Annotated in this window: 20 protein-coding genes; 19 read left to right on the top strand and 1 reads right to left on the bottom strand. The window is 70.9% G+C overall.

Annotation, left to right across the window (positions count from 1 at the left end; genetic code table 11):
- The first annotated feature begins 147 nt into the window (after positions 1-147).
- A complete protein-coding gene (locus ACZ52R_RS39580; RefSeq protein ID WP_465755219.1) occupies positions 148-1,167 on the top strand; it encodes a DNA-binding protein in 1,020 nt (339 codons plus the stop codon).
- 54 nt (positions 1,168-1,221) lie between these two features.
- Here the strand turns inward: ACZ52R_RS39580 and ACZ52R_RS39575 are convergent, their stop codons facing one another.
- Positions 1,222-2,265, bottom strand: a complete 1,044-nt coding sequence (locus ACZ52R_RS39575; protein WP_465755218.1) for an NAD-dependent epimerase/dehydratase family protein — start codon at positions 2,263-2,265, stop codon at positions 1,222-1,224.
- Between the two features lie 281 nt (positions 2,266-2,546).
- Here ACZ52R_RS39575 and ACZ52R_RS39570 point away from each other — a divergent pair, with 281 nt between their 5' ends.
- From ACZ52R_RS39570 to ACZ52R_RS39485, 18 genes are all read left to right on the top strand, one after another.
- Entirely contained in the window at positions 2,547-2,675 is a 129-nt protein-coding gene (locus ACZ52R_RS39570; RefSeq protein ID WP_465755217.1) for a hypothetical protein, read from the top strand.
- Between the two features lie 14 nt (positions 2,676-2,689).
- A complete protein-coding gene (locus tag ACZ52R_RS39565) occupies positions 2,690-3,880 on the top strand; it encodes a cupin domain-containing protein (RefSeq protein ID WP_465755216.1) in 1,191 nt (396 codons plus the stop codon).
- Positions 3,877-4,722, top strand: coding sequence for an aldo/keto reductase (locus ACZ52R_RS39560; protein WP_465755215.1), 846 nt, complete (start codon positions 3,877-3,879; stop codon positions 4,720-4,722). The genes ACZ52R_RS39565 and ACZ52R_RS39560 overlap by 4 nt, the downstream gene beginning before the upstream one ends.
- On the top strand, positions 4,703-5,551 hold the full coding sequence (locus ACZ52R_RS39555) for a hypothetical protein (RefSeq protein WP_465755214.1): 849 nt from the start codon (positions 4,703-4,705) through the stop codon (positions 5,549-5,551). The genes ACZ52R_RS39560 and ACZ52R_RS39555 overlap by 20 nt, the downstream gene beginning before the upstream one ends.
- 3 nt (positions 5,552-5,554) lie before the next feature.
- Positions 5,555-6,382: a hypothetical protein gene (locus tag ACZ52R_RS39550; protein ID WP_465755213.1), complete on the top strand. Its 828-nt coding sequence runs from the start codon at positions 5,555-5,557 to the stop codon at positions 6,380-6,382.
- Positions 6,383-6,945: 563 nt separating this feature from the next.
- Positions 6,946-7,710 carry a class I SAM-dependent methyltransferase gene (locus ACZ52R_RS39545; RefSeq protein WP_465755212.1) on the top strand — a complete coding sequence of 255 codons (765 nt, stop codon included), beginning with the start codon at positions 6,946-6,948 and terminating at the stop codon, positions 7,708-7,710.
- A 238-nt stretch (positions 7,711-7,948) separates the two neighbouring features.
- Positions 7,949-8,557, top strand: a complete 609-nt coding sequence (locus ACZ52R_RS39540; protein ID WP_465755211.1) for a hypothetical protein — start codon at positions 7,949-7,951, stop codon at positions 8,555-8,557.
- Complete coding sequence (locus ACZ52R_RS39535; protein WP_465755210.1) at positions 8,557-8,898, top strand: hypothetical protein; 342 nt, start codon at positions 8,557-8,559, stop codon at positions 8,896-8,898. Before ACZ52R_RS39540 ends, ACZ52R_RS39535 begins: the two co-directional genes overlap by 1 nt.
- Entirely contained in the window at positions 8,898-9,368 is a 471-nt protein-coding gene (locus ACZ52R_RS39530) for a hypothetical protein (protein WP_465755209.1), read from the top strand. Before ACZ52R_RS39535 ends, ACZ52R_RS39530 begins: the two co-directional genes overlap by 1 nt.
- 111 nt (positions 9,369-9,479) lie before the next feature.
- Positions 9,480-9,728 carry a DUF7210 family protein gene (locus tag ACZ52R_RS39525; protein ID WP_465755208.1) on the top strand — a complete coding sequence of 83 codons (249 nt, stop codon included), beginning with the start codon at positions 9,480-9,482 and terminating at the stop codon, positions 9,726-9,728.
- A complete protein-coding gene (locus tag ACZ52R_RS39520) occupies positions 9,721-10,149 on the top strand; it encodes a hypothetical protein (RefSeq protein WP_465755207.1) in 429 nt (142 codons plus the stop codon). Before ACZ52R_RS39525 ends, ACZ52R_RS39520 begins: the two co-directional genes overlap by 8 nt.
- 147 nt (positions 10,150-10,296) lie before the next feature.
- The gene (locus ACZ52R_RS39515; RefSeq protein ID WP_371500304.1) at positions 10,297-10,863 is read left to right on the top strand and encodes a phage tail tube protein; all 567 of its coding nucleotides are present in this window, start codon (positions 10,297-10,299) and stop codon (positions 10,861-10,863) included.
- Between the two features lie 220 nt (positions 10,864-11,083).
- On the top strand, positions 11,084-11,458 hold the full coding sequence (locus ACZ52R_RS39510; RefSeq protein WP_465755206.1) for a hypothetical protein: 375 nt from the start codon (positions 11,084-11,086) through the stop codon (positions 11,456-11,458).
- 175 nt (positions 11,459-11,633) lie between these two features.
- Complete coding sequence (locus ACZ52R_RS39505) at positions 11,634-12,227, top strand: hypothetical protein (protein WP_465755205.1); 594 nt, start codon at positions 11,634-11,636, stop codon at positions 12,225-12,227.
- Between the two features lie 5 nt (positions 12,228-12,232).
- Positions 12,233-12,502 (top strand): hypothetical protein, encoded by a 270-nt coding sequence (locus ACZ52R_RS39500; RefSeq protein WP_465755204.1) that lies wholly within the window; start codon positions 12,233-12,235, stop codon positions 12,500-12,502.
- Entirely contained in the window at positions 12,492-16,205 is a 3,714-nt protein-coding gene (locus ACZ52R_RS39495; protein ID WP_465755203.1) for a hypothetical protein, read from the top strand. The genes ACZ52R_RS39500 and ACZ52R_RS39495 overlap by 11 nt, the downstream gene beginning before the upstream one ends.
- Positions 16,205-17,038 carry a hypothetical protein gene (locus tag ACZ52R_RS39490; RefSeq protein ID WP_465755202.1) on the top strand — a complete coding sequence of 278 codons (834 nt, stop codon included), beginning with the start codon at positions 16,205-16,207 and terminating at the stop codon, positions 17,036-17,038. Before ACZ52R_RS39495 ends, ACZ52R_RS39490 begins: the two co-directional genes overlap by 1 nt.
- A gap of 16 nt (positions 17,039-17,054) precedes the next feature.
- The gene (locus ACZ52R_RS39485) at positions 17,055-20,492 is read left to right on the top strand and encodes a phage tail protein (RefSeq protein WP_465755201.1); all 3,438 of its coding nucleotides are present in this window, start codon (positions 17,055-17,057) and stop codon (positions 20,490-20,492) included.
- Positions 20,493-20,500: the final 8 nt, after the last annotated feature.

Here is a 20,500-nt window from a genome sequence, read left to right as displayed (position 1 = left end):
GGTGATCATGAAGCGTAGAGAACTCCATGATCGGGCGAACCGTGCCTGCCCTGCTACTACCGATTAGCTCGGCACCTACTGGCGGACGCCCTTAGTGAGGGTGAGGCCCCCGCACCTACCCAGCACGACCTCGAAAGAGAGCTCGCGATGACCGCACGCGACGCATCCGACCACGCTGCCTCCGTGGCATCCGCCTTCGTATCTGACCTGTCGTTGGACCAGATCCGCGAGGATCTCGTCCAGCTCGCCCGGACGTACAACAACAGGCCGCCCTACGACGTCTTCGGCGACACCAAGGTCATCCGAGCCAACGCCCAATCCCTGCTCGACCGAACCCACATACCGGAGCAGAAGCAGGAGCTGCTGATCATCCTTGGCCAGGCCACGGCTTTGCTGAGCATGACCGCGTTCGACCTCGGATCCCTGGGTTCGGCGACCCGACTCGCCCGGTCGGCCGCCATGTATGGGGAGGTCACCCGGTTCGACCCGCTCCGGGTCTTCGCCGGCGGCACTCTGGCCATGCTCGCCTACTGGGACGGGCGGCCCACCGAAGCGCTCCAGTTCATCAAGCAGGCCCAGATGTTCACCGGGGTCGGCACCGCTGGCCGGGCCCGCATCGCCGCGATCGAGGGCCGCGCGTACGGTCACCTCGGAGACGCGGTCCGTGCCACGCGGGCCGTCCAGCGCTACGCCGACACGGACTCCGATGACCGAGACGACCTCCACGATGGGATCGGCGGGGAGTTCCAGCACAGCGCCGCCCGGATCGCGCGCTCGCATGGCACGACGTTCCTCCTCCTCCGGGACGGCGCCGCCGCGCAGGCGCACGCTCGCCGCGTCCTGGAGCTGCAGGCCGAGCTTTCCCAGAGGGAGCAGATCCTCCGTTTCGAGGCCGAAGCTCGAGCTGACCTCGCTGCGGCGTTGATCATCGGCGGCGACCTGGACGCGGCCGTGGAGGCACTGGCACCGATCGCCAACCTGGCTCCCGATCGTCGGGCGGCAGGCCTCGTCGAGCGGGTCCTCAACGTGCGCAAGCTCCTCACCCACGGACCGGTCCGGACGGCGGCTGCAGCCGTGGTGCTCAGCGAGGCTCTGGAGGCATACGTGAGGGACTCGGCTCCCAAGCAGGTCGGTCCCGGCGCGGCGCGGCTCGCCCTTGGAGGATGAGAAGGCGGTGATCAACGACGCGCGCTAGGCAACGCCGGGCGCGCGTCGTTGTGTTCAGCCCGCAGAACCGGTGGCGGCCGACAGGATCGCCGCCTCCCGGTCAGCGGCGATGCCGTGCGCGGCAGCCCGGGGGTGCGGCACCGGCTCGTTGCCTGACGTTAGCCACTGCCAGGTGTCGCGGACGGTGTCCTCCAGCGGGCGGCATACGAGGCCGGCCGCGTAGGCAGTCGAGGAGTCGATCTGCCACACGCCTTCGTGCGTGCGCCACAAGGGAAGCTCGGTCCACTGCCGCACACCCTGCTCCAACAGCACCCCGTCCGGCACCCAGCGGAGCCGGCCGGAACTGTCGGTGGCACGGAGGCAAGCCTTCAGGAAACTGCCCATGGTGTCGCGACCCGTCGGCGCGGTGACGTTGTGGATCCCGCCGCCCGGACGCCCGGCGACATCAACGGCGAAGTCCGCCACGTCCCGTACATCGACCGGCTGGATGCTCTTGCCCGGGGCTCCCGGCGCGAGGATCTCGCCTCCGCGCGCGGCCCGCCGCAGCCACCACGGCAGCCTGCCGACGTACTCCCCGGGGCCCAGGATGACGCCAGGCCGCAGAATCCACGAGCGTTCCGTGCCGAACGTCTCAAGGACGGCCCGCTCGGCGCCGGCCTTCTGGCGGCCGTAGTAGAGATCGGGGCCCAGCCAGCCGGGCGGATTGCGGCCGTAGTCCTCGTCCGCGTCCGCCGGGCCGTCCATCAGCTCATCGCCCACGCGAAGAGGGTGATCCGGCCAGCCGGCGTACACGGACACTGTGGAGATGTAGACGTACCGCTCCGCGACCGCTTCGAGTGCACGGACCCCGGCTAGCACCACCCGAGGAGGCTGCTCGCTCGCCGACGTGTCGATCACCGCGTCCCAAGGGCCCGCAGCGGCCAGGCGGCCCAGGTCCTCGGCAGAAGTGCGGTCGCCGAAGACTGTCTCGGCGCCGGGGACTGCCGCGCCGGATCTCCCGCGGTTGAACGTCGTGACCGCCCATCCGCGCGCCAGCGCCTCCTCGACGACTGCCCTGCCCAAGAACCACGTGCCACCGATGACCAGAACTCTCCTCATGCCGGGCATCCTGCCCAACACCACTGACCTGCCGCCACCCTTGTCGGGGAGCACTGACGAGAACCGCAGGTGAGAGCCGCACCTGTGGCCGAGATGACAGTGCGGTGAGAGGTCGGTGATCGGGGCTCCTCAAGGCGATCGGCTGGTGATATGGCGGCGGCATCACGGGGTTGCCAGGGTTGAGCGATCGGCCGGAACCACGGGTCGAGCCACAAGATCGGTGCCTGCCCGATCAGGCACCGGTGGGAGATGTCCGAGAGGAGAATCCGATGGAGAGCACCATGCCCGCTGTCTCAGAGGAGGACGGGGGCGGCCTCCTGGTCGCCGTCCGCAACATCCGCGCCGCTCGTTCCCGCGCCGAGATGCCGTCCGACAACACGGGCGGCAAGTCGGACCAGAACGACACCTGAGCCGGACGCCCGCGATGCATGATTCCGCTTCGTGGGCGGTGCGCCTGGGTGGGAACCTGTTCCTCACCCAGGCGTTCCACCGCTCCTATGCCGTCTTCCCGGCGGACGGGACCAACAGGGTTCCCCTCCTGTCCTGGGACGACCTGAACACCATCCTCGCCACGCACCGCATCGAGCCGCCCAGGCTGCGGTTGTCGCAGGACGGAGTGACCGTCCCCCTTGACCGGTACTCGGCGCCGATCACCAACCGCCGCGGGGTGACGTGGAATCGCATCCACCCCGCTGAGCTGCACGCCCGGCTCGCCGAAGGCGCCTCCCTCGTCGTGGATGCGATCGACGCGATTCATCCGCCGATCGGTGCCGCCGCCGAAGCACTGGAAGGCTTCTTCGGTACGCCGGTGCAGACGAATGCCTATGCATCCTGGACGGAGCGGGAAGGCTTCGGCAGGCACCGGGACGACCACGACGTGGTCGTGGTCCAGCAGCACGGCGCGAAGCGCTGGCGACTGTGGGAGCCGACCCGGACAGCGCCCACTTTCCGCGACGTGGAATCCCCGGAGGAGCCCGATAGCGAACCGGTCGCGGACATCGTCCTCAACCCGGGTGATGTCCTCTACCTACCGCGCGGATGGTGGCACACCGTCACCGCTGACCAGGGCACCGAATCCCTTCACCTCACGTTCGGTCTCGTCACCCACACCGGAGCCAGCCTCATCAACTGGCTGGCCGACCAGATGCACACCGACACCATCATGCGACTGGACATCCCCCGCCACGCGGAGCCGGCGGAAAGGTCCGTGTATTTGGACGCCCTGCGGGCCGCGATGACCACCGCCCTGTCCGACCCCGAGTTGATCGACCGGTGGGCGGACTCCGTCGACACCACCCACCACGGACGCCCGGCCCCTTCCCTGCCGTACGTGGGAACGCTTCCCCATCGACCGGAGATCACTGTGAGGATTACGGCGGCCCGTGCCAAGCTCGCCACCAACCCCGACGCAGGAACCGTCACCCTGGCGGCGGCCGGCACCGAGTGGGAGTTCGCGGACCAGGCGGCCCCCGCGCTTCGGGCCCTTCTGACCGGAGAATCCGCCACCATCGGAGACCTCGCCGACGCCGCAGGCCTGGAGGTCAAGGACGTTGCCGGTCTCCTGTCCATCCTCATCAGGGGTCAGGCCGCCGCCGTCGTCAAGGCAACGCCGTGAACGCCGTCCTCGGCTTGGGGACCTACCGGGTGCGTGCCGTCAACGAGGCGGCGCGCACCGCCCTTTCGGCCGGAGCAACCTGGATCGACACCGCACCCAACTACGCGCACGGCCACGCACACCGCGACCTCGCCACCGTCCTTGCCGAGTACCCGACCGCCAAGGTGACGACGAAGACCGGCTTCGACCCGCAGGGACACCACAGTCTCGCCCCTGCGTTCGTACGCTCCCAGACCGAACAGTCCCTCGCCGTTCTCGGTCGGGCCGATCTGGTGTTCGTCCACAATCCCGAGCGGTCCGGCCACCACCGCGAGCAGCTGCACCGGAACCTTCTGGCCGCGTTCGCCGTGTTGGAGGAGTTCGCGCGCGCCGGGCGCATCGGCGGGTACGGCGTCGCCACCTGGTCCGGCTTCACGTCCCAGGCGTTCACCGTCGCCGAGCTGATCGACCTGGCCCGAGACGCCGCCGGATCGCAGAACCACCACCTCACCGGAGTGCAGATGCCGGTGAGCCTGGTGATGGCTGAGCCCATCACCCAGGCTCTCGACGGAGGCGGGCCACTTGTCCACGCGCGCGAAGCCGGGATCACCACCTTTGCCTCCGCGCCCCTGCACGGTGGTGAGCTCCCCGCGCTGATGACCCCCGAACTGGTGAATCTCATCCATCCGGGATCGAACCCGCACACCGCCGCGTTCCACATCGTCGGGTCATGCCCGGCTCTCGACATCGTCCTCACCTCGACCAGCAGCCGCGAACACTGGGACGATGCCACGACGGCCCTCGCCCGCCCGATCCCGGAAGACCGACTCAGGAAGGTGCTGGATGTCCTTTCAGCCGGATGACGCGGCCCGCCATCGCATGGAGAGCGCGCACGCCAAGACTGCCGCTTTCCTCGGTCTCATCTGCTCCGGGCCGTCCGTCTTCGGCACCTCCGGTTCGACCGTCGGCCGCCGCGCTGGGCAGCTCTGGCTCCGCGTCTCCAGCAGTCGGCGCCAGCACGCTCCCCGGCCCACCGGCCAAGGACCCCTCGGAGCAGAGCAGCGCATCCCGGAGTCCGTCCCACGCCCACGGCTGCACGACACCATGGACTGGACCAAGGACGAATGGTTCTATCAGGCAGACATCTTCGACTTCACCGGCCCTGCGGTGTCCTCGACACCGGACCTGCGCGAGGACCCTGGGCTGGACGACAACTGGTGGAGCGGCCTGAAGACAGCCCTGCCCGGCATCGCTACGGCACCCGGCGCGAAGATCACACTGCGGCCGGCCTGGATTGATGAGGTGTTCCCGAAGTACCTCGGCATCCCGGCCCCCACGGAGGTTGAACGGGTCACCGGCCACGGAGACCTACAGTGGGCCAATCTGACCGCCCAACCGCTCATGATCTTGGATTGGGAGCGCTGGGGACTCGTCCCGGTCGGCTACGACCCCGCCGTACTGTGGGTCAGCAGCCTCCTCGTGCCTGTCGTCGCGGACCGAATCCGAGAGGAGTTCTCGGACATCCTTGACACCTCGGCGGGACGCATCGGTCAACTGATCGCCCTTGCGGAGATGCTCCAGGCCGTTGATCGCGGGTACTACCCGGAACTGGGGCCCCTCCTCGCCGATCGGGCACGTGAACTGACTGGGATCACCCCGCCGCAGGACGCCAACCCCGGACTCGTCCGGTAGACCATGGACCTCCGGCAGGACCCCATCGATCGCGTGCTGCACCAGGTGGAGCAGCGCCTCGGCACCAGGCTGGACCGGACCAGCCTGGTGCGCAAGCGCCGGACAGTCGGAGCTCGAACCGACCGCGGTAGTTGGGTCCGGACGGAACGACGCCCGTGGGCACGGGCCCGGGAACAGGGCTGGGGCGGAGTCGAAGCCGCAGCGGTGCTGACCAGCGTGGCGATGCCACGCTGGTCCGGGTCGGCAACATGGCAGGACCCGGACGACTGGGCAATCTGGCAGGCGGACGAGACCTCGCTGCTGCCCGGTCGTCCGGTCGGTACGGCGGTAGTGGCAGCCGACCCGGAGATGCCAGATCCGTGGTGGCGCTCGCTGAACGCCTCGCTGGACGCTCTGGCCGCTCAGCGGGCGCCGCGGGTGGCGACCCCGGACACCGAACAGATCACCCAGAAGCTGGTCGACGACACGATCCGGGCGGCCTTCCGGGAGGCGGTGGACACCAGGGTAGAGCGATGGTGCTCGGCACACGCGGACCTGAACTGGGCGAACGTCACAGGCCCAGAGTTCTGCATGTTCGACTGGGAGGACTGGGGGATGGCGCCGAGCGGACTCGACTCCGCCTTGCTGTATGCCGCATCCCTCGCCGTGCCGCTGCTCGCGGACCGGGTACGGCGGGAGCGCCGGGCAGACCTAGAGAGCCGGGACGGAATGGTGATGCGGCTGTTCGTGCTTGCGAAGATCGTCGGACCGCACGTCTACCCGGACGATCCCCGAACAGGGCTGGCTCGTCGGGAGGCCGAGCAGCTGATCCCTGCGCTTCAATCGGGCTGAGGTCGGCCTGGCCGCGAGGAAGCCATCGTTAGCTGCCGAGCAGGCCACTGTCGCTGTCGGAAGCGCTAGGACCGAGCGGCGCCTCAGCGCTCACCCCGATTACCTGACGGATCCGTTGGGATCGTGCGGCCGGCAAGTCCGCCCGGTGGGGACACCTCCGATTGAACTCAGTGGAGTTGACCTCGCCTGCCGTCCTACGCTCGACCGGGCGAACAACCCCTGGAAGGCGCTGTGATCGCCAACGATCCCTCCCCGCGAACCTCCACACGGCCGTCGTGGGAGGAGCTTCCGGCTGCCGCGCGGGAGTCGGCGGCGGCAGCGCTGGGCGCGCCGGGCATGGCCTGCACCACCGGGCTGGCGGATTCCCGGCCTCGCGCTCCGCGCCATCCTCGCCGACGGCCGGGCCGTCTTCCTCAAGGGCATCGTCATCGCACAATCTGGCTACCCGCTGGACGCCAACGAGGCAGCCATCAACCGCAGCCTCCCCACCCAGGCGCCTGTCCCGAGGATGCTCGACTCGTGACAGGCCAGAGGGTGACTGCTCGAGTAGAGACGGAGCACACATGGATTCCACCGCACGGTCTGATGGCGCCCACGGCGCGGAGGGCATCGCGAGCGCGAAGGAGCGAGGGTGGCGCGACCTGGCCCCCATCGACGCCGCATACCAGGCAGGGGAGATCACCGCCGTCGAGTGGCACACCGCCGTCCTGAACGTCATCGAACGGGCCTATCTCAACGGCGACAACCCGCGGGCCCAGTCGGGCCACAGCGGCGATGAGACACGGTGGCGAGAGGCCCGCAGCCTGCTCGTCGATCTCCTCCCGCCCCACGGCGGCACGTTCCTCGATATCGGATGCGCCAACGGATATCTGATGGAGAGTCTGACCGACTGGGCCGCCGAGTCAGGGATCATCATTGAACCCTATGGGGTGGAAATCTCCACCGCTCTCGCCGACCTCGCCCGAACTCGCTACCCGCAGTGGACCGACCGGATCTGGGCCGCGAACGCGCTGGGCTGGAAGCCGCCGCGCCGCTTCGATGTCGTCCGTACCGGCCTGGACTATGTACCGCCGGACCAGCGCGGCACGTACGTGGCTCATCTGCTTGACTACGTCGTCGCCCCCGGGGGACGGCTGATCGTTGGCGTCTACAACGAGGAGCGAGACCAGTCGACGACGCAGGACCTGCTGCGGTCCCGCGGTTACACACCAGCCGGGACCGCCAGCGCAGCCCATCGGCACCCCGAGATCCAGTACAAGGCCCTGTGGGTGGCCAACACCCGAAGCGCCCACCTGGACGATGCCGTAGCGGACGGCATCGAACGCTGACCAGGTCATCACCTGGGCGATCCAGCTGCCCGCCCAGCCTTGGGGTAAGGGGGAGGAAGGACAAAGGAAGGACAAGGAAGGAAGGGGTTCCCTCGGGAAACCCGCTGGGTTCCCCGAGGGGAACCTGATGGGTTTCCCTGGGGGAACCCGCTGCCCTCCCGGCGGGACGCAAGCCCGCCCGCCTCCTACCGTCGCCTCTCGTCGGTCCCATGCCAGGGGCCCTGAGGGAGGACACCCCATGGCGGAGCTGATCGTCACGGAGGAAGACGTTGCCCGGCGTCTCGGCTACCCGGTGCCCGTCACCGACGAGGTACGCCAGCGCATCGGGATCGCGATCGTGGACGCTCAGGACGCCCTCGTGGCTCATCTCGGGAGGCCGCTGCTCCCGGCTGAGTACACCGAGAACGGCGTTCACGCCGGCCCGGACGGCTGGGTCCTGCACCACACCCCCGTGATCACGGTCCTATCTGCGACCTCGGAGCCCAACTCTCCGCCCGGCCCCTTCGGCTTCAGCGCGCCGACATACACCGTGCGGTACATCGCCGGTATCGACGCCCGCTCCGACCCGGAGGCCGCCCCGCTGCGCCTGTGGCTGCGGGCTACCGCCTGCCACCACCCCCTGCTGGCCGACTCGCCCGCCCGACAGCGCCGCATCTCCTCCGCTTCCGTCGAGGGCCAGTCCGTCACCTACGACACCGCAGCCGAGCCGCCCGCCCTGCTCGCGCCCCCAGACCTGGCCACGACGGACCGTTGGCGCCTGCGAGGCCGCCGGGTCTACCAGGCCCCAGTACGACCCACCCCATCCGGACTCACGATCCGCGGCATCCCCGGCACGGGCGGCCTGTGATGGCCGTCCTGTTCGCTGACCGGCAGCTCGGCGTGCGCACCCGCGGCATTCCCGTTCTCGACGCCTATGGGGACGAGACGACCGGGCCGCCCGGTGCCCTGCGCGGGCCATGGCCCGGTCGCGCTCAACCCCACACCGACGGCACCTGGCTCCTGGCCGTGGACCCGCAGGCGGGCCGCCTGCTCGTCGGAGACATCGTGGCGGAGCCGGCCACCGGCGCCGAGTGGACCGTGCTGACGGCCGACGAGGTGCGCAACGCGGTGGACCCCGCGCTCACCTACGTGCGTGTGACAGCCCGGCCGCGAGCCGCAGGCGGCACCCGACCGGAAGGACACTCCTGATGGCACGGCTCGAACTGCCCCCTGACATCGCTGCCCGGCTGGCGCCCCTCGCGGCCCGGCACGCCGAGCGCCTGGCGGAAGAGGTGGCCGTCGAAGCCCGGCGGCTGGCGCCTGCCGCGAAGACCTGGCACACCCGCGAAGACGGGCAGGCGCGCCCCAGTCACCGGGATGCCGACGGCCAGACCCGGCCCGCCCCGGTGCCATTCCGGGTCGGTGGTGCCCTGCTCGCTGGCCCTCGTGACCCGAGCGGGCCGATCGAGGAGACCGCCGGGTGCCGGTGCACACTCACGGACGACCCCGAAGCCGTCGCCGCGTCGATCGCTGCGGGCAAGGCCGCCATTCGCGGCTCGCGTGCCGAGGTTCAGGTCGTTTGCGACTTCCCGGGCGCCGCTGACGCCGAGTTCGCGCAGGGCGAGGGATCGCACTTCATGAGCAGGGCCGCCGCGCAGGTCGCCACCCGCCACCGCTGACAGCCCCCGCTACGGCTCGCGCGCCATGCCGCATCCGACACGGCGGGACGGTAGCTGCCCCGGCTTGCTTTCCTTCGCCCGGTCATCCCATCCCGTCTTGAAGGAGCCGTCATGGCCGACACCACCGTCCGGATCGTCCTCGCCCACCACCTGACCCGGGACGGCGAGGAGCTTGCCCCCGGCGATGAGATCGCCGTGCCGCACCACGAGGCCAGGCAGCTCATCGCCTCGGGGTACGTGGCCGGCGTGGACCCGTCTGACCCGGAGGCCGTCACGAAGGCCCTCGCGCCGGAGACGTCCCGCAAGCAGCTCGCCGCGAAGCCCCCGGCGGACAAGGCTGAGGGCAAGCCGGGTGCGTGATCTCGCCTCCCTCGACGCCGAACTCCTCGTGGTGGACTGGCTGTCCAGCCACGAGGAGCTGACGGGCGTTCTGGGCGGCAAGGGTCGAGTCGGGGCGCGCAACATGCCGCCCTACCCCCGCATCCGCATCACCCAGGTCCCCGGCGGAGGTGCCCCCAGTTGGCGCTGGCTCGGCACCTTCCACATCCAGGTGGAGGCCCTGGGCGATCTCGACCGCTCCACGCCCCGGCCCGCGCTACGCCTGGCATTCACCACGGCGGTGAAGGCACTGCACGAGCTGACCGGTCGGCCCGCACTGCCGGAACAGCCCGTGGTGACCGCCGTACAGGCCCTGTCCACCGGCGGGTGGCTGCCCGAGCAGACCGGGCAGGGCCGGTACCTCGGGGTGGTTGCGCTGACGGTGCATCCCGCCGCCGGCTGAACCGGCGGGATTTCGCGAGTTCCGCGACAGCCCTACGCGCGCGGGCGAGGGCCCGCCCGGCCGCTCCCGGGGCCGGCGCGACGCTACGGCCGGCGGGCGCCTACGGTCCGCGCAGTCCTACCGGTCCGCCCCGAGGAGAGATCGTTCGTGCCTACGGAGAGCATGTTCGTCGCCCAGATGGCGCGGCTGTACCTGGCGGTGCCGGGTACCGTCGCGCCCGCCGATCCGATCGTGGCCATGCCGGCCGCCTGGAAGGACGTGGGCCTGTTCAAGCCCGGGTCGCTGGAGTGGAACACCGACCCGAAGTTTGAGGAGATCAAGTCCCACCAGCTGCGGTATGCGGCCCGCACCATCCAGACCGAGGACGCGGCCACCGCCAAGGTCGAGCTGCAGGAGTGGAACGCCACCAACATCGTCGCGGTGTACGGCGGTGGTGCGGTCACTAGCGTCACCGCGGGCGGGAAGACGTTCTACCGGTACACGCCGCCCGCCGTGGGCGGCCGTAACCAGTTCGCTGCGGTGATTGAGCTGATCGACGGGGCCAAGCACTACCGGCGGATCGTGCCGCTCTGCGAGCAGGTGGCCTCGGTCAACCAGAAGTTCCCCAACGACGCAGAGTCCACGCTGCCGCTGGAGCTCAAGGTCATCGGCGGCGCCGTCGGTGACCCGTGGTATGACCTCACCGACGATCCGGGCTTCGCTCCGGCAGCCTGATCGCGTTCCTGGCAAAGAAGTTGGCGTTCTTGTCGCTGTGCCCATTAGCGGCCCATGCACCTACTGTGGTGCGTGCCGGCCAGGCCGTCCCTACCCCCCGGGGACGGCCCGGCCGCCTCCAGCGAAGCCCCGGTCCACCCCCCGGCCGGGGCTTCGCTGTGCCCAGCGCCGGTCACCGGCGCAGAGGCTGGCCGGACCACAATAGGCATGGGGAGGAACCATGGAACTGCCTTACCCGGAAGGGACGTTCGTTCGCCTGGACGAGGAGGCTGGGTACACCCGATTCGGCACGCTCGTGCAGCTTGCGCCCGGCTGGCACGGCATCCAGCAGCGCCCGGGCGGCCGAGTCGAGGCGATCGTGCCCGGGAGCGCGCTGATCCGGCCCTGGTCCCGCAGGCGGGTGAGGGTCTTCTACACCGAGTCGTGCATGTGCGAGTGGGGCCCGTGCGGCCCCGGCTGGCGGTGGTCCTCGGAGACCGACGGGTGGGCAGGGAGGGACGAGTGGCGGGAACGGCTGTACACCACGCAGCCCGAAGCCCTGGCGGACGCGCTGAACTGGCTGCGCACCGAGTACGCGGCCTTGAAGCCCGCGTAGGCCACCGTCAGCGGCCGATCTGCACCTAGGAGGGGGTCACGCCCGACGTGACCCTCTCCGCCGCGTTCACGGGCCGCCTCGTCCCGCGCCCGGCCAGCGCCTCGGGGCGACGCTAACCCCGGCCCGCTCCTAGCGTCTGCGGCGATCACTCGCCCGACAGACCGAGGAGCCCTGAATGCCCGGGATCGATCTGGACGCCGCACGCAAGCGCCGTCTGGCCGCCGCCGCCGACAAGGCGCGCGCCGCGAAGGCCGAGTACACCGTCGGGGAGGAGCCGATCATCCTCGGCGGCGCCCAGGTGGCGGTCCTGCCAGCCGAACTGCCGCTGGAAGTGTGGCAGCCGCTGATCGGTATCCCATACCTGCCGCTGCTGTTGCGCAAGCTGGTGGAGGCCGCCCAGTCGAACGGTGAGCAGCAGGCAGAGGCCGCCGGCCTGATCGTGGACGTCCTCGGCTCCGAGCCCGGCCTACCGTCTGACCTGATCGCCGCCGCCGGGGAGATGGGCCGCCGCCTTCTCGGTGAGGACGGCTACACCCGGCTGATGGCCGAGCGGCCCAGCCACTCCGACGTACTGGAGCTGGTGCGCTACGCCTGGTCGAAGTACATGGCTGGGGGTGCGGGCCTGGGGGAACTCATCGGGCCGTCCGAGACGCCTTCGAACGCTGGGACGACCTCGAAGCCGACCTCCAGCGCTTCTACCACCTCGACGCCCGAGGCGTCTGGCGACGGCCCGGTGACCCTGGATTCCTCGGCACCCGCCGCCTCCTGACCCTGATGCGAGGACTGCCGGCGGAGGCGCTGCTGCGCCGCGACGCTGGCGAAGTCGGCTCCGACCGCTGGGGCCTGACACAGGAACTCCTCGCGCAGGCCGTCGAAATGATCTCGGTGATGGCGGCGGAGCGCCGTCTACGGCAGCCGGTCGAGCTGCCTCGCCCGGCCTATCTGCGGGTCGGCCACACGCAGGGACCCGACGCGGACGGGGTAGCCCGTGCGGTCGCCGTCCTGCGCGGCACTACCAGGAAGGCGCCCCGCGGTGGCGGATGAGATCGACTCCGGTCGCCTGGTCGTCCAGGTCGCCGCCGACTCCTCCGGGTTCGCGCAGGACGCGCGGGCCCGCGTCGATGCGGCGACCCGCAACCTCAAGGCCAAGGTTCGTGTCGACTTGGACACCACCGGCCTGCGGCAGCGAGTCCAGGCCGCCGCGCAGGCGGCCAAGGCCCGGGTCCAGGTCGGCGTCGACCTGGACACCGACGGCTTGAACGCGAAGATCCGGGAGGCGACGCGTGGCGTCGCGTACCTGCGGGTCGTCGCTGCCCTCGATAACGGCGGGCTCAAGGAGCGTGTGCGGGCCGTCGCAGAAGCCGCATCGACGCGGGTCCGTCTCGGCGTGGATGTGGACGCGGCGAGCCTGCGGTCCCAGGTGCGTGCCGCCCTCGCCGGCATGTCCGTCAAGGTCAAGGTCGAGGTCGACACCGCGGCCGCGTCCGCCCGCATGGCGGCGTTCCGGACGATGGCGGAGCGTCCCGTCAACGTGCCACTCAGCCCCGGCTCCGGGGGCGCAGGGGCTGCCGGAGGTGGTCTGGCCGCGGCCGCCGAGGGCCTGGGATCCACCGTCGCCGGGCTGATGCGCCTGCCCGCGATGGCCTCGGGCGCGCTCGCGCTCGGCCAGGCCCTCACCCAGGCCGCCGCTGGCCTGTTCGCCATGGGCTCGGCCGCCGCCCCCGCGGTCGGGCTGCTCGGCGCTCTGCCCGGCGCGATGAGTGCCGCCGCCCAGGGCGCCGGCACCATTCTGGCCGCGTTCAGCGGCATCGGCGCCGCCGTGAAGGCCCTCGGACAGGCGGACAGCCAGTCCGCCGGGGCCTCCAGCGCCGCCGCGCAGGCCCGGCAGGCCGCCGCCGATCGTGTTGCCGACGCCCAGCGCCGCCTTGGCACGGCACAGCGCGACGCCGACGAACAGGCCCTGAGTGGAGCCGAGCAGGTCGCCCAGGCCCGCCGCCGCCTCGCGGATGTCCAGGAGCAGGCTGCCGCTGCCGTGGCCGCCGCCGACCGGCAGCTGGCGGCGGCTGAGCTCACGGTCACCCGCGCTCACCAGGCGGCCACCCGCGCGCAGGAGGCGCTGAACGACGCACGCCGCGATGCTCAGCGTTCGCTGGAGGACCTGAACCGGGATGCTGCCCGCGGTCCTCTGGAGGAGCAGAAGGCGCTCCTGTCCCTCGAACAGGCGCGCTCGCGTCTCAACGAGGTCAACACCTCGCCGTTCGCGTCGGAGACGGATCGGCGCGAGGCTCAGATCGCTTTCCAGGAGGCCACCAACCAGCTCGAGGACGTCCGGGTCCGCAATCAGCGGCTCGCCGAGGACGTCAAGAAGGCGAACCAGGAAGGCGTCGAAGGCAGCGACCAGGTCACCGCCGCCAAGCAGGAGCTGACCCGGGCCCAGGAGGCGGAGCAGGACGCCGTCCGGGGGGTCCAGGACGCGGAGCAGCAGGCAGCCCGAGCCCGCGTCGAGGCCGTCCGGGAAGTCCAGGACGCCCACACCGAGCTTGACCGCACCGTTCGTGATGCGGAGCGCCAGCAGAAACGTTCCGCCGAGCAGATAGCGGACGCTCAGCGGGACGTCGCGCGGGCTCTGCGGGACCAGAGCCAGGCGTTGGCCGCCGGAGGCACGGCGGCCAACGCGGCCGCTGCCGCGCTCGACAAGCTGTCCCCGGCCGGGCAGCGGTTCGCCCGATTCCTCCAGGGCACCGTCCAGCCGGCCCTGCGCGGGCTTCGGGACACTGCGCAGGAAGCTCTCCTGCCGCCGCTGGAGACGGCCATCACCCGCGGCATGCAGCTGCTGCCGATCTTCAACAGCGCGCTCGCCCAGACCGGGCAGGTGCTCGGCCAGGTCGCGGTCCGTGGCGCGGAGATGGTCACCTCCGGGCCATGGCGAGCGGACCTGGCTCAGATCACCGCGACCAACACGCGGGTCATCGGGTCGCTCGCCACCGCCGGCCTGAGCGCGGCCGACGTCCTGCGCAACATCACGGTCGCGGCCGGGCCGCTGGTGGAGCGCCTGGCGGGCGCCGCCGAACGCGGCACGGCCGCCGCCGCCGCCTTCGTACAGGCCGGCCGGGACGGCGGCCAGCTCGGCGCGTTCTTCCAACGTGCCGGGGACACCGGCGCGCAGCTGTGGGGCATCCTGCGGGACATCGCGGTCGGCGTCTTCCACATAGGCCAGGCCGCCGCCCCCGCCGGCCAAGCCCTGCTCACCTCCCTGGCCAGCGCTGCCAGCAGCTTCCGCACGCTGACCGGCGAGGGCGAGACGCAGGCCAAGCTCGCCGGGTACTTCGCCAACACCGTCCCGGTCGTCCAGGAGCTCGGCCGCCTGGTCGCGGCCGTCGGCCTCGCCTGGTTCAACTTCACGAACAACCCCAGCCTGGCGCCGCTGATCGCCCGGCTGCGCACCGAGTTCCTGCCTGCGGTCATGCAGCTCGCTGGGGCGCTCGGCAACGGGCAGCTGTGGGGCCAACTGCTCAGCCTGATCACGTCGGTGGCGAACATCGCCGCCGAACTGGGTGGTCTGGGCAACACCCTGTCCGGGTTCCTGCTCGTCATGCAAGGCGTCGCGGCCGTTGTCCAGGTGCTGCTGTCGATCCCTGGCATGGGCGCGTTCGTGTCCGCGCTGCTGACGATGGCCGGCGTCGCAGCCGGGATCATGGCCGTCTCGAACGCCATTGGCGCTGTCCGTGTCGCCATGCTGGCCCTGTCGGCGAACCCGGTGATGCTGATCGTCGCGGCCGTCGCCGCCCTGGTGCTCGCCTTTGTGACGGCCTACCAGAAGTCGGAGTGGTTCCGCAGCGTCGTCCAAGGCGCCATCGGCGGACTCGCCGATGGCATCCGGTTCGTGATCGACGGCCTGGTCGGCTTCGTCAAGTGGATCTGGCCGACACTGATGACGATCTTCGCCACGCCGATCCGCTTCTGGGTGAACGTCGTCTACGACGGCGGCATCCGCAAGCTGTGGAACTGGATCGCCGACTCCTTCGGACTCGGCAAACTGCCCAGCTTCACCGTCGGGTTCGCCCGAGGCGGCGTCGTACCCGGCTACGCACCGGGCCGCGACACCGTACCGGCGATGCTCTCGCCCGGCGAAGGCGTTCTGATCCCGCAGGCCGTGCGGCAGCTCGGCGGAGAGGGCGGCATCACCGCCCTCAACGACGCCGCCCGGGCCGGACGCCTGGCCGACGCCGGCGCTCCCGTTGAGGGCTACTTCCTCGGCGGAATGGTCGATGGCGCCCTCGACCGGCTACGCGGTTGGGCCGCCGGCGCTCTCGCCAAGGCACTCAACCCGGTGCGGTCCTGGTTCAACTGGATGCCGGACAACCGGTGGGGCGACCTGCTGCGCGGCATGGTCAACCGCGCCGTGGACGGCGTGCTGTCCTTCGTGCGGGGCTACGCCACCGGCGGCGTCGTTCCCGGCTACGCCCCGGGCCAGGACTCCGCTCTCGCCCGCCTGTCCCCGGGCGAGGGCGTGCTCACCCCGCAGGCCGTACGGGGCCTCGGCGGCAGCTCGGCCGTCGGCGCGATCAACGCCGCCCGCGGGCAGCTCGCCGATGGCGGCCAAGGCGACCGGATCGGCACCGTCATCTCGCCGGGAGCGATCGTGCAGTACATCACCAACCCGGCACCCGAGAGCCCGGGCGAGACCGTCAACAACCGGCTGCGGGCCCTCGCCTCGTTCGGCCTGTTCGACAAGGAGAGCGCCTGATGGCCCGCGAACGCTGGCTGGTGGACGGCTACGAGCTCACCGACGGTCTGGTGCGGGACGTGGAGTACCGCACCGGCCTGTCCACGACCCCCGCCGTCGTTGGTGCGAACGCCGCCGTGCCCAACCGTATCGGGGAACTGTGGCGGCCCAAGCACCACGGCCCCGGAAAGTTCACCCTCGCCCTGTGGCTCGCGCCAGCCTCCGGTAGCTGGGCCGATGTCGAGCACGCCTGGGAGGACCTGCTTCGCGCCCTGGTACGCCCGCACCGTCTGCTCACCTTCGAGCGCCACACCGCCGCCGGGCGGATCCGCCGCTGCCAGGGCGAGGTGCTGTCCTCGCTTGCACCCACCCCGCTCGGCCAAGGGGGCATGCGGCTCGGTGTGGAGGTGAATGTGCCCGCCGGCTACTGGGAGTCCGCCGACATCGCGTTCGAGGCCACAGGCCCTGGCTCTCCGTTGCCGCAGGACCTCGACCTGGATCCGTTCGCCGATGCCACCGCCCCTATGGAGCAGCTCGCCTACCGCATCACCGGGCCGATCACCGCGCCCACGGTCACCGACACCACCGACGGGCCCGGCCGCTACGGCGACTCCTTCACCTACACCGGGCAGATCGCCGCCGGCCAGTCCCTCACCGTGGACTCCGCCACCTGGCAGCTGACCGGCACCGGCGGCCTCGTCCCCGACCCGGCCCGGCTGACCAACACCGGCCCGGCGTTCCTGCGCCTCGCCCCCGGGCGGCCCGGCAGCCCGCCGAGCGTGCGCCTGTCCGGAACCAACGCCGGCGCCGGCACCCAGCTGACCGTCACCGGCCGCCGCGCCTACCTCACCTGACACCGGAGCAACCACCGTGGCCGTCCACCTGCGCGTCTACAGCCCGAGCGGGCCCCTGCTCGGGCTGCTGCCCTTCCCAAGCGACCTCAAGGTCCAGGCCGAGCACAACGGGCCCGGGAGCCTCGCCTTCTCCTACGCCCGCAACGCCCCCGGCGCCGCACTGCTCGCAGGCGACGACCCGCGGATCGCGCTCGTCATCGACGGCACCGAACGGCCGGAGCGCTACCTCCTCGAGGACGACGGCGACGACCCGGCCGACGGCGGAGGCGAGGCCCGGCCCATCCAGGTCGGCTGCCGCGGCGCCCTCGCGCTGCTGGAACGCGCCCTGATCTACCCGGTCGGGCACACCCCGGGCGCGTCCGTCATCGGCCTCGACCCGCACTTCCCGTTCGTCAACGCCAGCCCCGGCGCGATCATCGCCACCCTCCTGCAGCGTGCCCAGGCGCGCGGCACGTTGCCCGAGGTGTCATGGGACTTCACCTCCGCGCTCGACAGCGCCGGGAGGCCCTGGCCCACCAACTACACCGCGCAGTACGACGCCGGCGGCGACCTGCTCAAGACCCTCTCGGCCATCACCGGCGCCGGCTGGGCCGACGTGAGGATGGAGGGCTACAAGCTGCGGGCCTACGTGCCCGACACCGCCTGCGCCACCGACCACCCCGGCATCGTGCTGTACCTGGGCCGGGACGTCCTCAAGGGCCCCCGCCAGCGCTCCCGACGCGCCGTCCGATCCCACCTGCTGGCCGCCGGCGACGGAGGCGCCCTCGCCGAGGTGGTCGACGCGACCGCCGCCGCCCGCTACGGCCGCCGAGAGGCGTTCGACGGGCGCGGAGGCATCACCGACGCCGCCACCCTCGCCGAACTCGCCCGCGTCACCCTCGGCGGCCTCACCACAGCCGCCGAGGGCTTCACCATCGAACTCGACCCGGCCGCCACCCAGCACCACCCCGGCATCGACTACCAGCCCGGCGACTACATCCGGTACGACCAGCGGCGCACCGACCCGGCCACGCTGGAGCCCCTGCGCGTGCGCACCATCGCCACCACCTACGACGAAGGCGGCCAGCCGACCAGCTCCCTGGAGCTGAACGACGTGTTCGTGGAGCAGCGCATCCGCATCCAGCGCCGCCTGGACGCCCTCACCAACGGCGCCGCGTCCGCCTCCCGTACCCCGCTGCCGCCGCTCGGCGACCGCAACGACACCGTGGCCCCCAAGCCGCCGGCCGCCGTCCTGGTGGGCTCCTGGGCCTACCTCGACGCGGAGGGCCAGCAGCAGGCTGCCCTAGCCGTCTCCTGGCCGAAGGTCACCGAGAACGCCGACGGCACCGTCTACGACGACGCCGGGAACTACTACGTCTCCTACCTGCTGCCCGGGCTGCCGATCGGCGGCCGGGTCGCCGAGTGGTCCCCGGAGCAGGCCGTCAACGGCACCGTCGCGCACTACGACCAGCTGCCCGCCGGCCAGCGTGTCCAGGCCCGGGTGCGCACCGTGGACGCCTCCGGTAACTCCTCCGCCTGGCAGCAGTCCGAGGAGATCATCCTCGCCACCGACACCACGCCGCCGCCCGTGCCGTCCAAGCCGGTCGTGGCGCGGCTGATCGGCGGGATCCGCGCGAGCTGGGACGGGCTTGGCGCCCAAGGCGAGCAGATGCCGGCCGACTTCGCAGCCCTCGAGGTCCACGCGTCCACCGCCGCTGGCTTCACCCCGACCGCGGCGACCGTGGTGGACCGGCTCACCGGTGCAGCCGCCGCCCCGATCACCGGCCTGGCGTACGGCACCACCTACTACCTCAAGTTCCGTGCCGTGGACCGCGCAGGCAACGCCTCCGCGCCGTCCGCCGAGGTCTCCGCGATCCCGGACATGGTGATCGGCTCAGATCTCGCCGACAAGATCCTCACCGCGGGCAAGTGGGCGGACGTCGAAAGGGCGTCGCTTCAGACGTCGTTCTTCACCGGCTTCGCCTCCGACGACCCCCGATGGGTGAAGGCCTCCGGTGACGCCGGCGCCACCTGGACCACCACCGCCCGGCCGGACGCCCCCACCGGTGCCCGCGCGCTGGTCGCCTCCAAGGTGCTGCGCCTGGAGTGGTCCGAGAACCTGCTCCTTGATCCGGCCGTGCTGTACCGCATGTCCGTGCGCGTCCGGCAGACCGCTGGCACCGCCTGCAAGATCACCGCCGGCCTCACCGGGATCGGCGCCGACGGCCTCACCCGGATCAACACCTCTGGCGCCAACACGGTCGACTTGCCGTTCGCTGTCGCCGCCAACGCCACCGCCCTCACCCCCGGAGGAGGCTGGGTGACCCTGACCGGCTTCCTCAAGGGTTACGGTCCCGCCGCGGGCCCGTTCTGGACCACCCAGCCGGACCCGCAGAAGCCCACCAGCCTCCACCCCAACGTCCGGTACGTCCGCCCGCACGTGCTGCTCAACGTCGACGGTGGCACCGCCTCGGTCACCGAGATCGACATGCTCACCCTGGAAGCTCTGGAGTTCCCGCCGAACATCATCGGCGCCGTCCAGATCGCCGACGCCACGATCGTTGGCGCGAAGATCGCGCTGGCGACAATCCAGGACGCGAACATCGGCACCGTCTCCGCGAGCAAGCTGACGGTCGGCCAGCTCAAGGCCGATCTGACGGTCTCGGCCCGCATCAAGACCGCCGAAAGCGGAGCGAGGGTCGAGCTGAACTCTGGCGGGATTGGCGCCTGGAATGCGGATGGCGTGCAGACCGTCGCCATCGCCTCAGGCGACGGGTCCGTGAAGATCGTCGGCGGCCTGTCGAGCGGTGTCAGTGGCCAGCGAATCGAGATCAACCCCGGCGGCGGCCTGCCAGAGATCCGCTTCTTCCCCACTACCGGCAACAACTACGCCTTCATCAACGCGGTCGGCGGCGGTAGCGGCGGCGCCTACATCGGCCTGAACAGCGGCACCTTCAAACTCCGCGACCAGGACTCAGCGTTCCGCCTCTACCTCACCGACTACGTGTCCACCCTGGAAACCATCCGCACTGACACTCAGGAGCCCTGGGGCGGCGCCGTGCGCATGGCCGCCGAAGGAGCGGCCCTCGTCTATCTCACACAGAACACCCTCCACGGCTATGTCTACGCCACCGAGCGAGGAGCCTGGCTGGGTCGGCGCAACGACGACGGCTCCAGCAGCGAGCTCTGGATCGACAACTCCGCCGTGCAGTACCGCGGGACCTGGCCGAACTACTGGTACGCCGAGCCCGACTACGGGCTGTTCACCGGCACTGTGCAGATGAACAACTGGAATGCCATGGCGCTCGGCTACGGGCCGACGATGAACTCCGACATGGTGCCCATCGTCACTTTTCGCGACTCTCACGCCCTGCGGAAGTGGCAGGTCGTCGCCAGTTCCCGAACCGGCTTCACCGTCAGCCTCGACTCCGCCAGCCCCGACGGAAGCGCAGGCTTCTGGTCCTTCCGCATCTGACGAGAGAA

This window comes from Kitasatospora sp. NPDC034023 (assembly GCF_055575795.1).
The sequence above is the reverse complement of the archived record's forward strand: the minus strand, read 5'-3'. Positions and strand labels throughout refer to the sequence as shown.

What these genes read in the sequence shown, in the direction of transcription:
- ACZ52R_RS39580 (WP_465755219.1), top strand. Translation starts at nt 148, where the DNA reads ATGACCGCACGCGACGCATCCGACCACGCTGCCTCCGTGGCATCCGCC.
- ACZ52R_RS39575 (WP_465755218.1), bottom strand. Translation starts at nt 2,265, where the DNA reads ATGAGGAGAGTTCTGGTCATCGGTGGCACGTGGTTCTTGGGCAGGGCA.
- ACZ52R_RS39570 (WP_465755217.1), top strand. Translation starts at nt 2,547, where the DNA reads ATGCCCGCTGTCTCAGAGGAGGACGGGGGCGGCCTCCTGGTCGCCGTC.
- ACZ52R_RS39565 (WP_465755216.1), top strand. Translation starts at nt 2,690, where the DNA reads ATGCATGATTCCGCTTCGTGGGCGGTGCGCCTGGGTGGGAACCTGTTC.
- ACZ52R_RS39555 (WP_465755214.1), top strand. Translation starts at nt 4,703, where the DNA reads ATGTCCTTTCAGCCGGATGACGCGGCCCGCCATCGCATGGAGAGCGCG.
- ACZ52R_RS39550 (WP_465755213.1), top strand. Translation starts at nt 5,555, where the DNA reads ATGGACCTCCGGCAGGACCCCATCGATCGCGTGCTGCACCAGGTGGAG.
- ACZ52R_RS39545 (WP_465755212.1), top strand. Translation starts at nt 6,946, where the DNA reads ATGGATTCCACCGCACGGTCTGATGGCGCCCACGGCGCGGAGGGCATC.
- ACZ52R_RS39540 (WP_465755211.1), top strand. Translation starts at nt 7,949, where the DNA reads ATGGCGGAGCTGATCGTCACGGAGGAAGACGTTGCCCGGCGTCTCGGC.
- ACZ52R_RS39535 (WP_465755210.1), top strand. Translation starts at nt 8,557, where the DNA reads ATGGCCGTCCTGTTCGCTGACCGGCAGCTCGGCGTGCGCACCCGCGGC.
- ACZ52R_RS39530 (WP_465755209.1), top strand. Translation starts at nt 8,898, where the DNA reads ATGGCACGGCTCGAACTGCCCCCTGACATCGCTGCCCGGCTGGCGCCC.
- ACZ52R_RS39525 (WP_465755208.1), top strand. Translation starts at nt 9,480, where the DNA reads ATGGCCGACACCACCGTCCGGATCGTCCTCGCCCACCACCTGACCCGG.
- ACZ52R_RS39510 (WP_465755206.1), top strand. Translation starts at nt 11,084, where the DNA reads ATGGAACTGCCTTACCCGGAAGGGACGTTCGTTCGCCTGGACGAGGAG.
- ACZ52R_RS39505 (WP_465755205.1), top strand. Translation starts at nt 11,634, where the DNA reads ATGCCCGGGATCGATCTGGACGCCGCACGCAAGCGCCGTCTGGCCGCC.
- ACZ52R_RS39500 (WP_465755204.1), top strand. Translation starts at nt 12,233, where the DNA reads ATGCGAGGACTGCCGGCGGAGGCGCTGCTGCGCCGCGACGCTGGCGAA.
- ACZ52R_RS39490 (WP_465755202.1), top strand. Translation starts at nt 16,205, where the DNA reads ATGGCCCGCGAACGCTGGCTGGTGGACGGCTACGAGCTCACCGACGGT.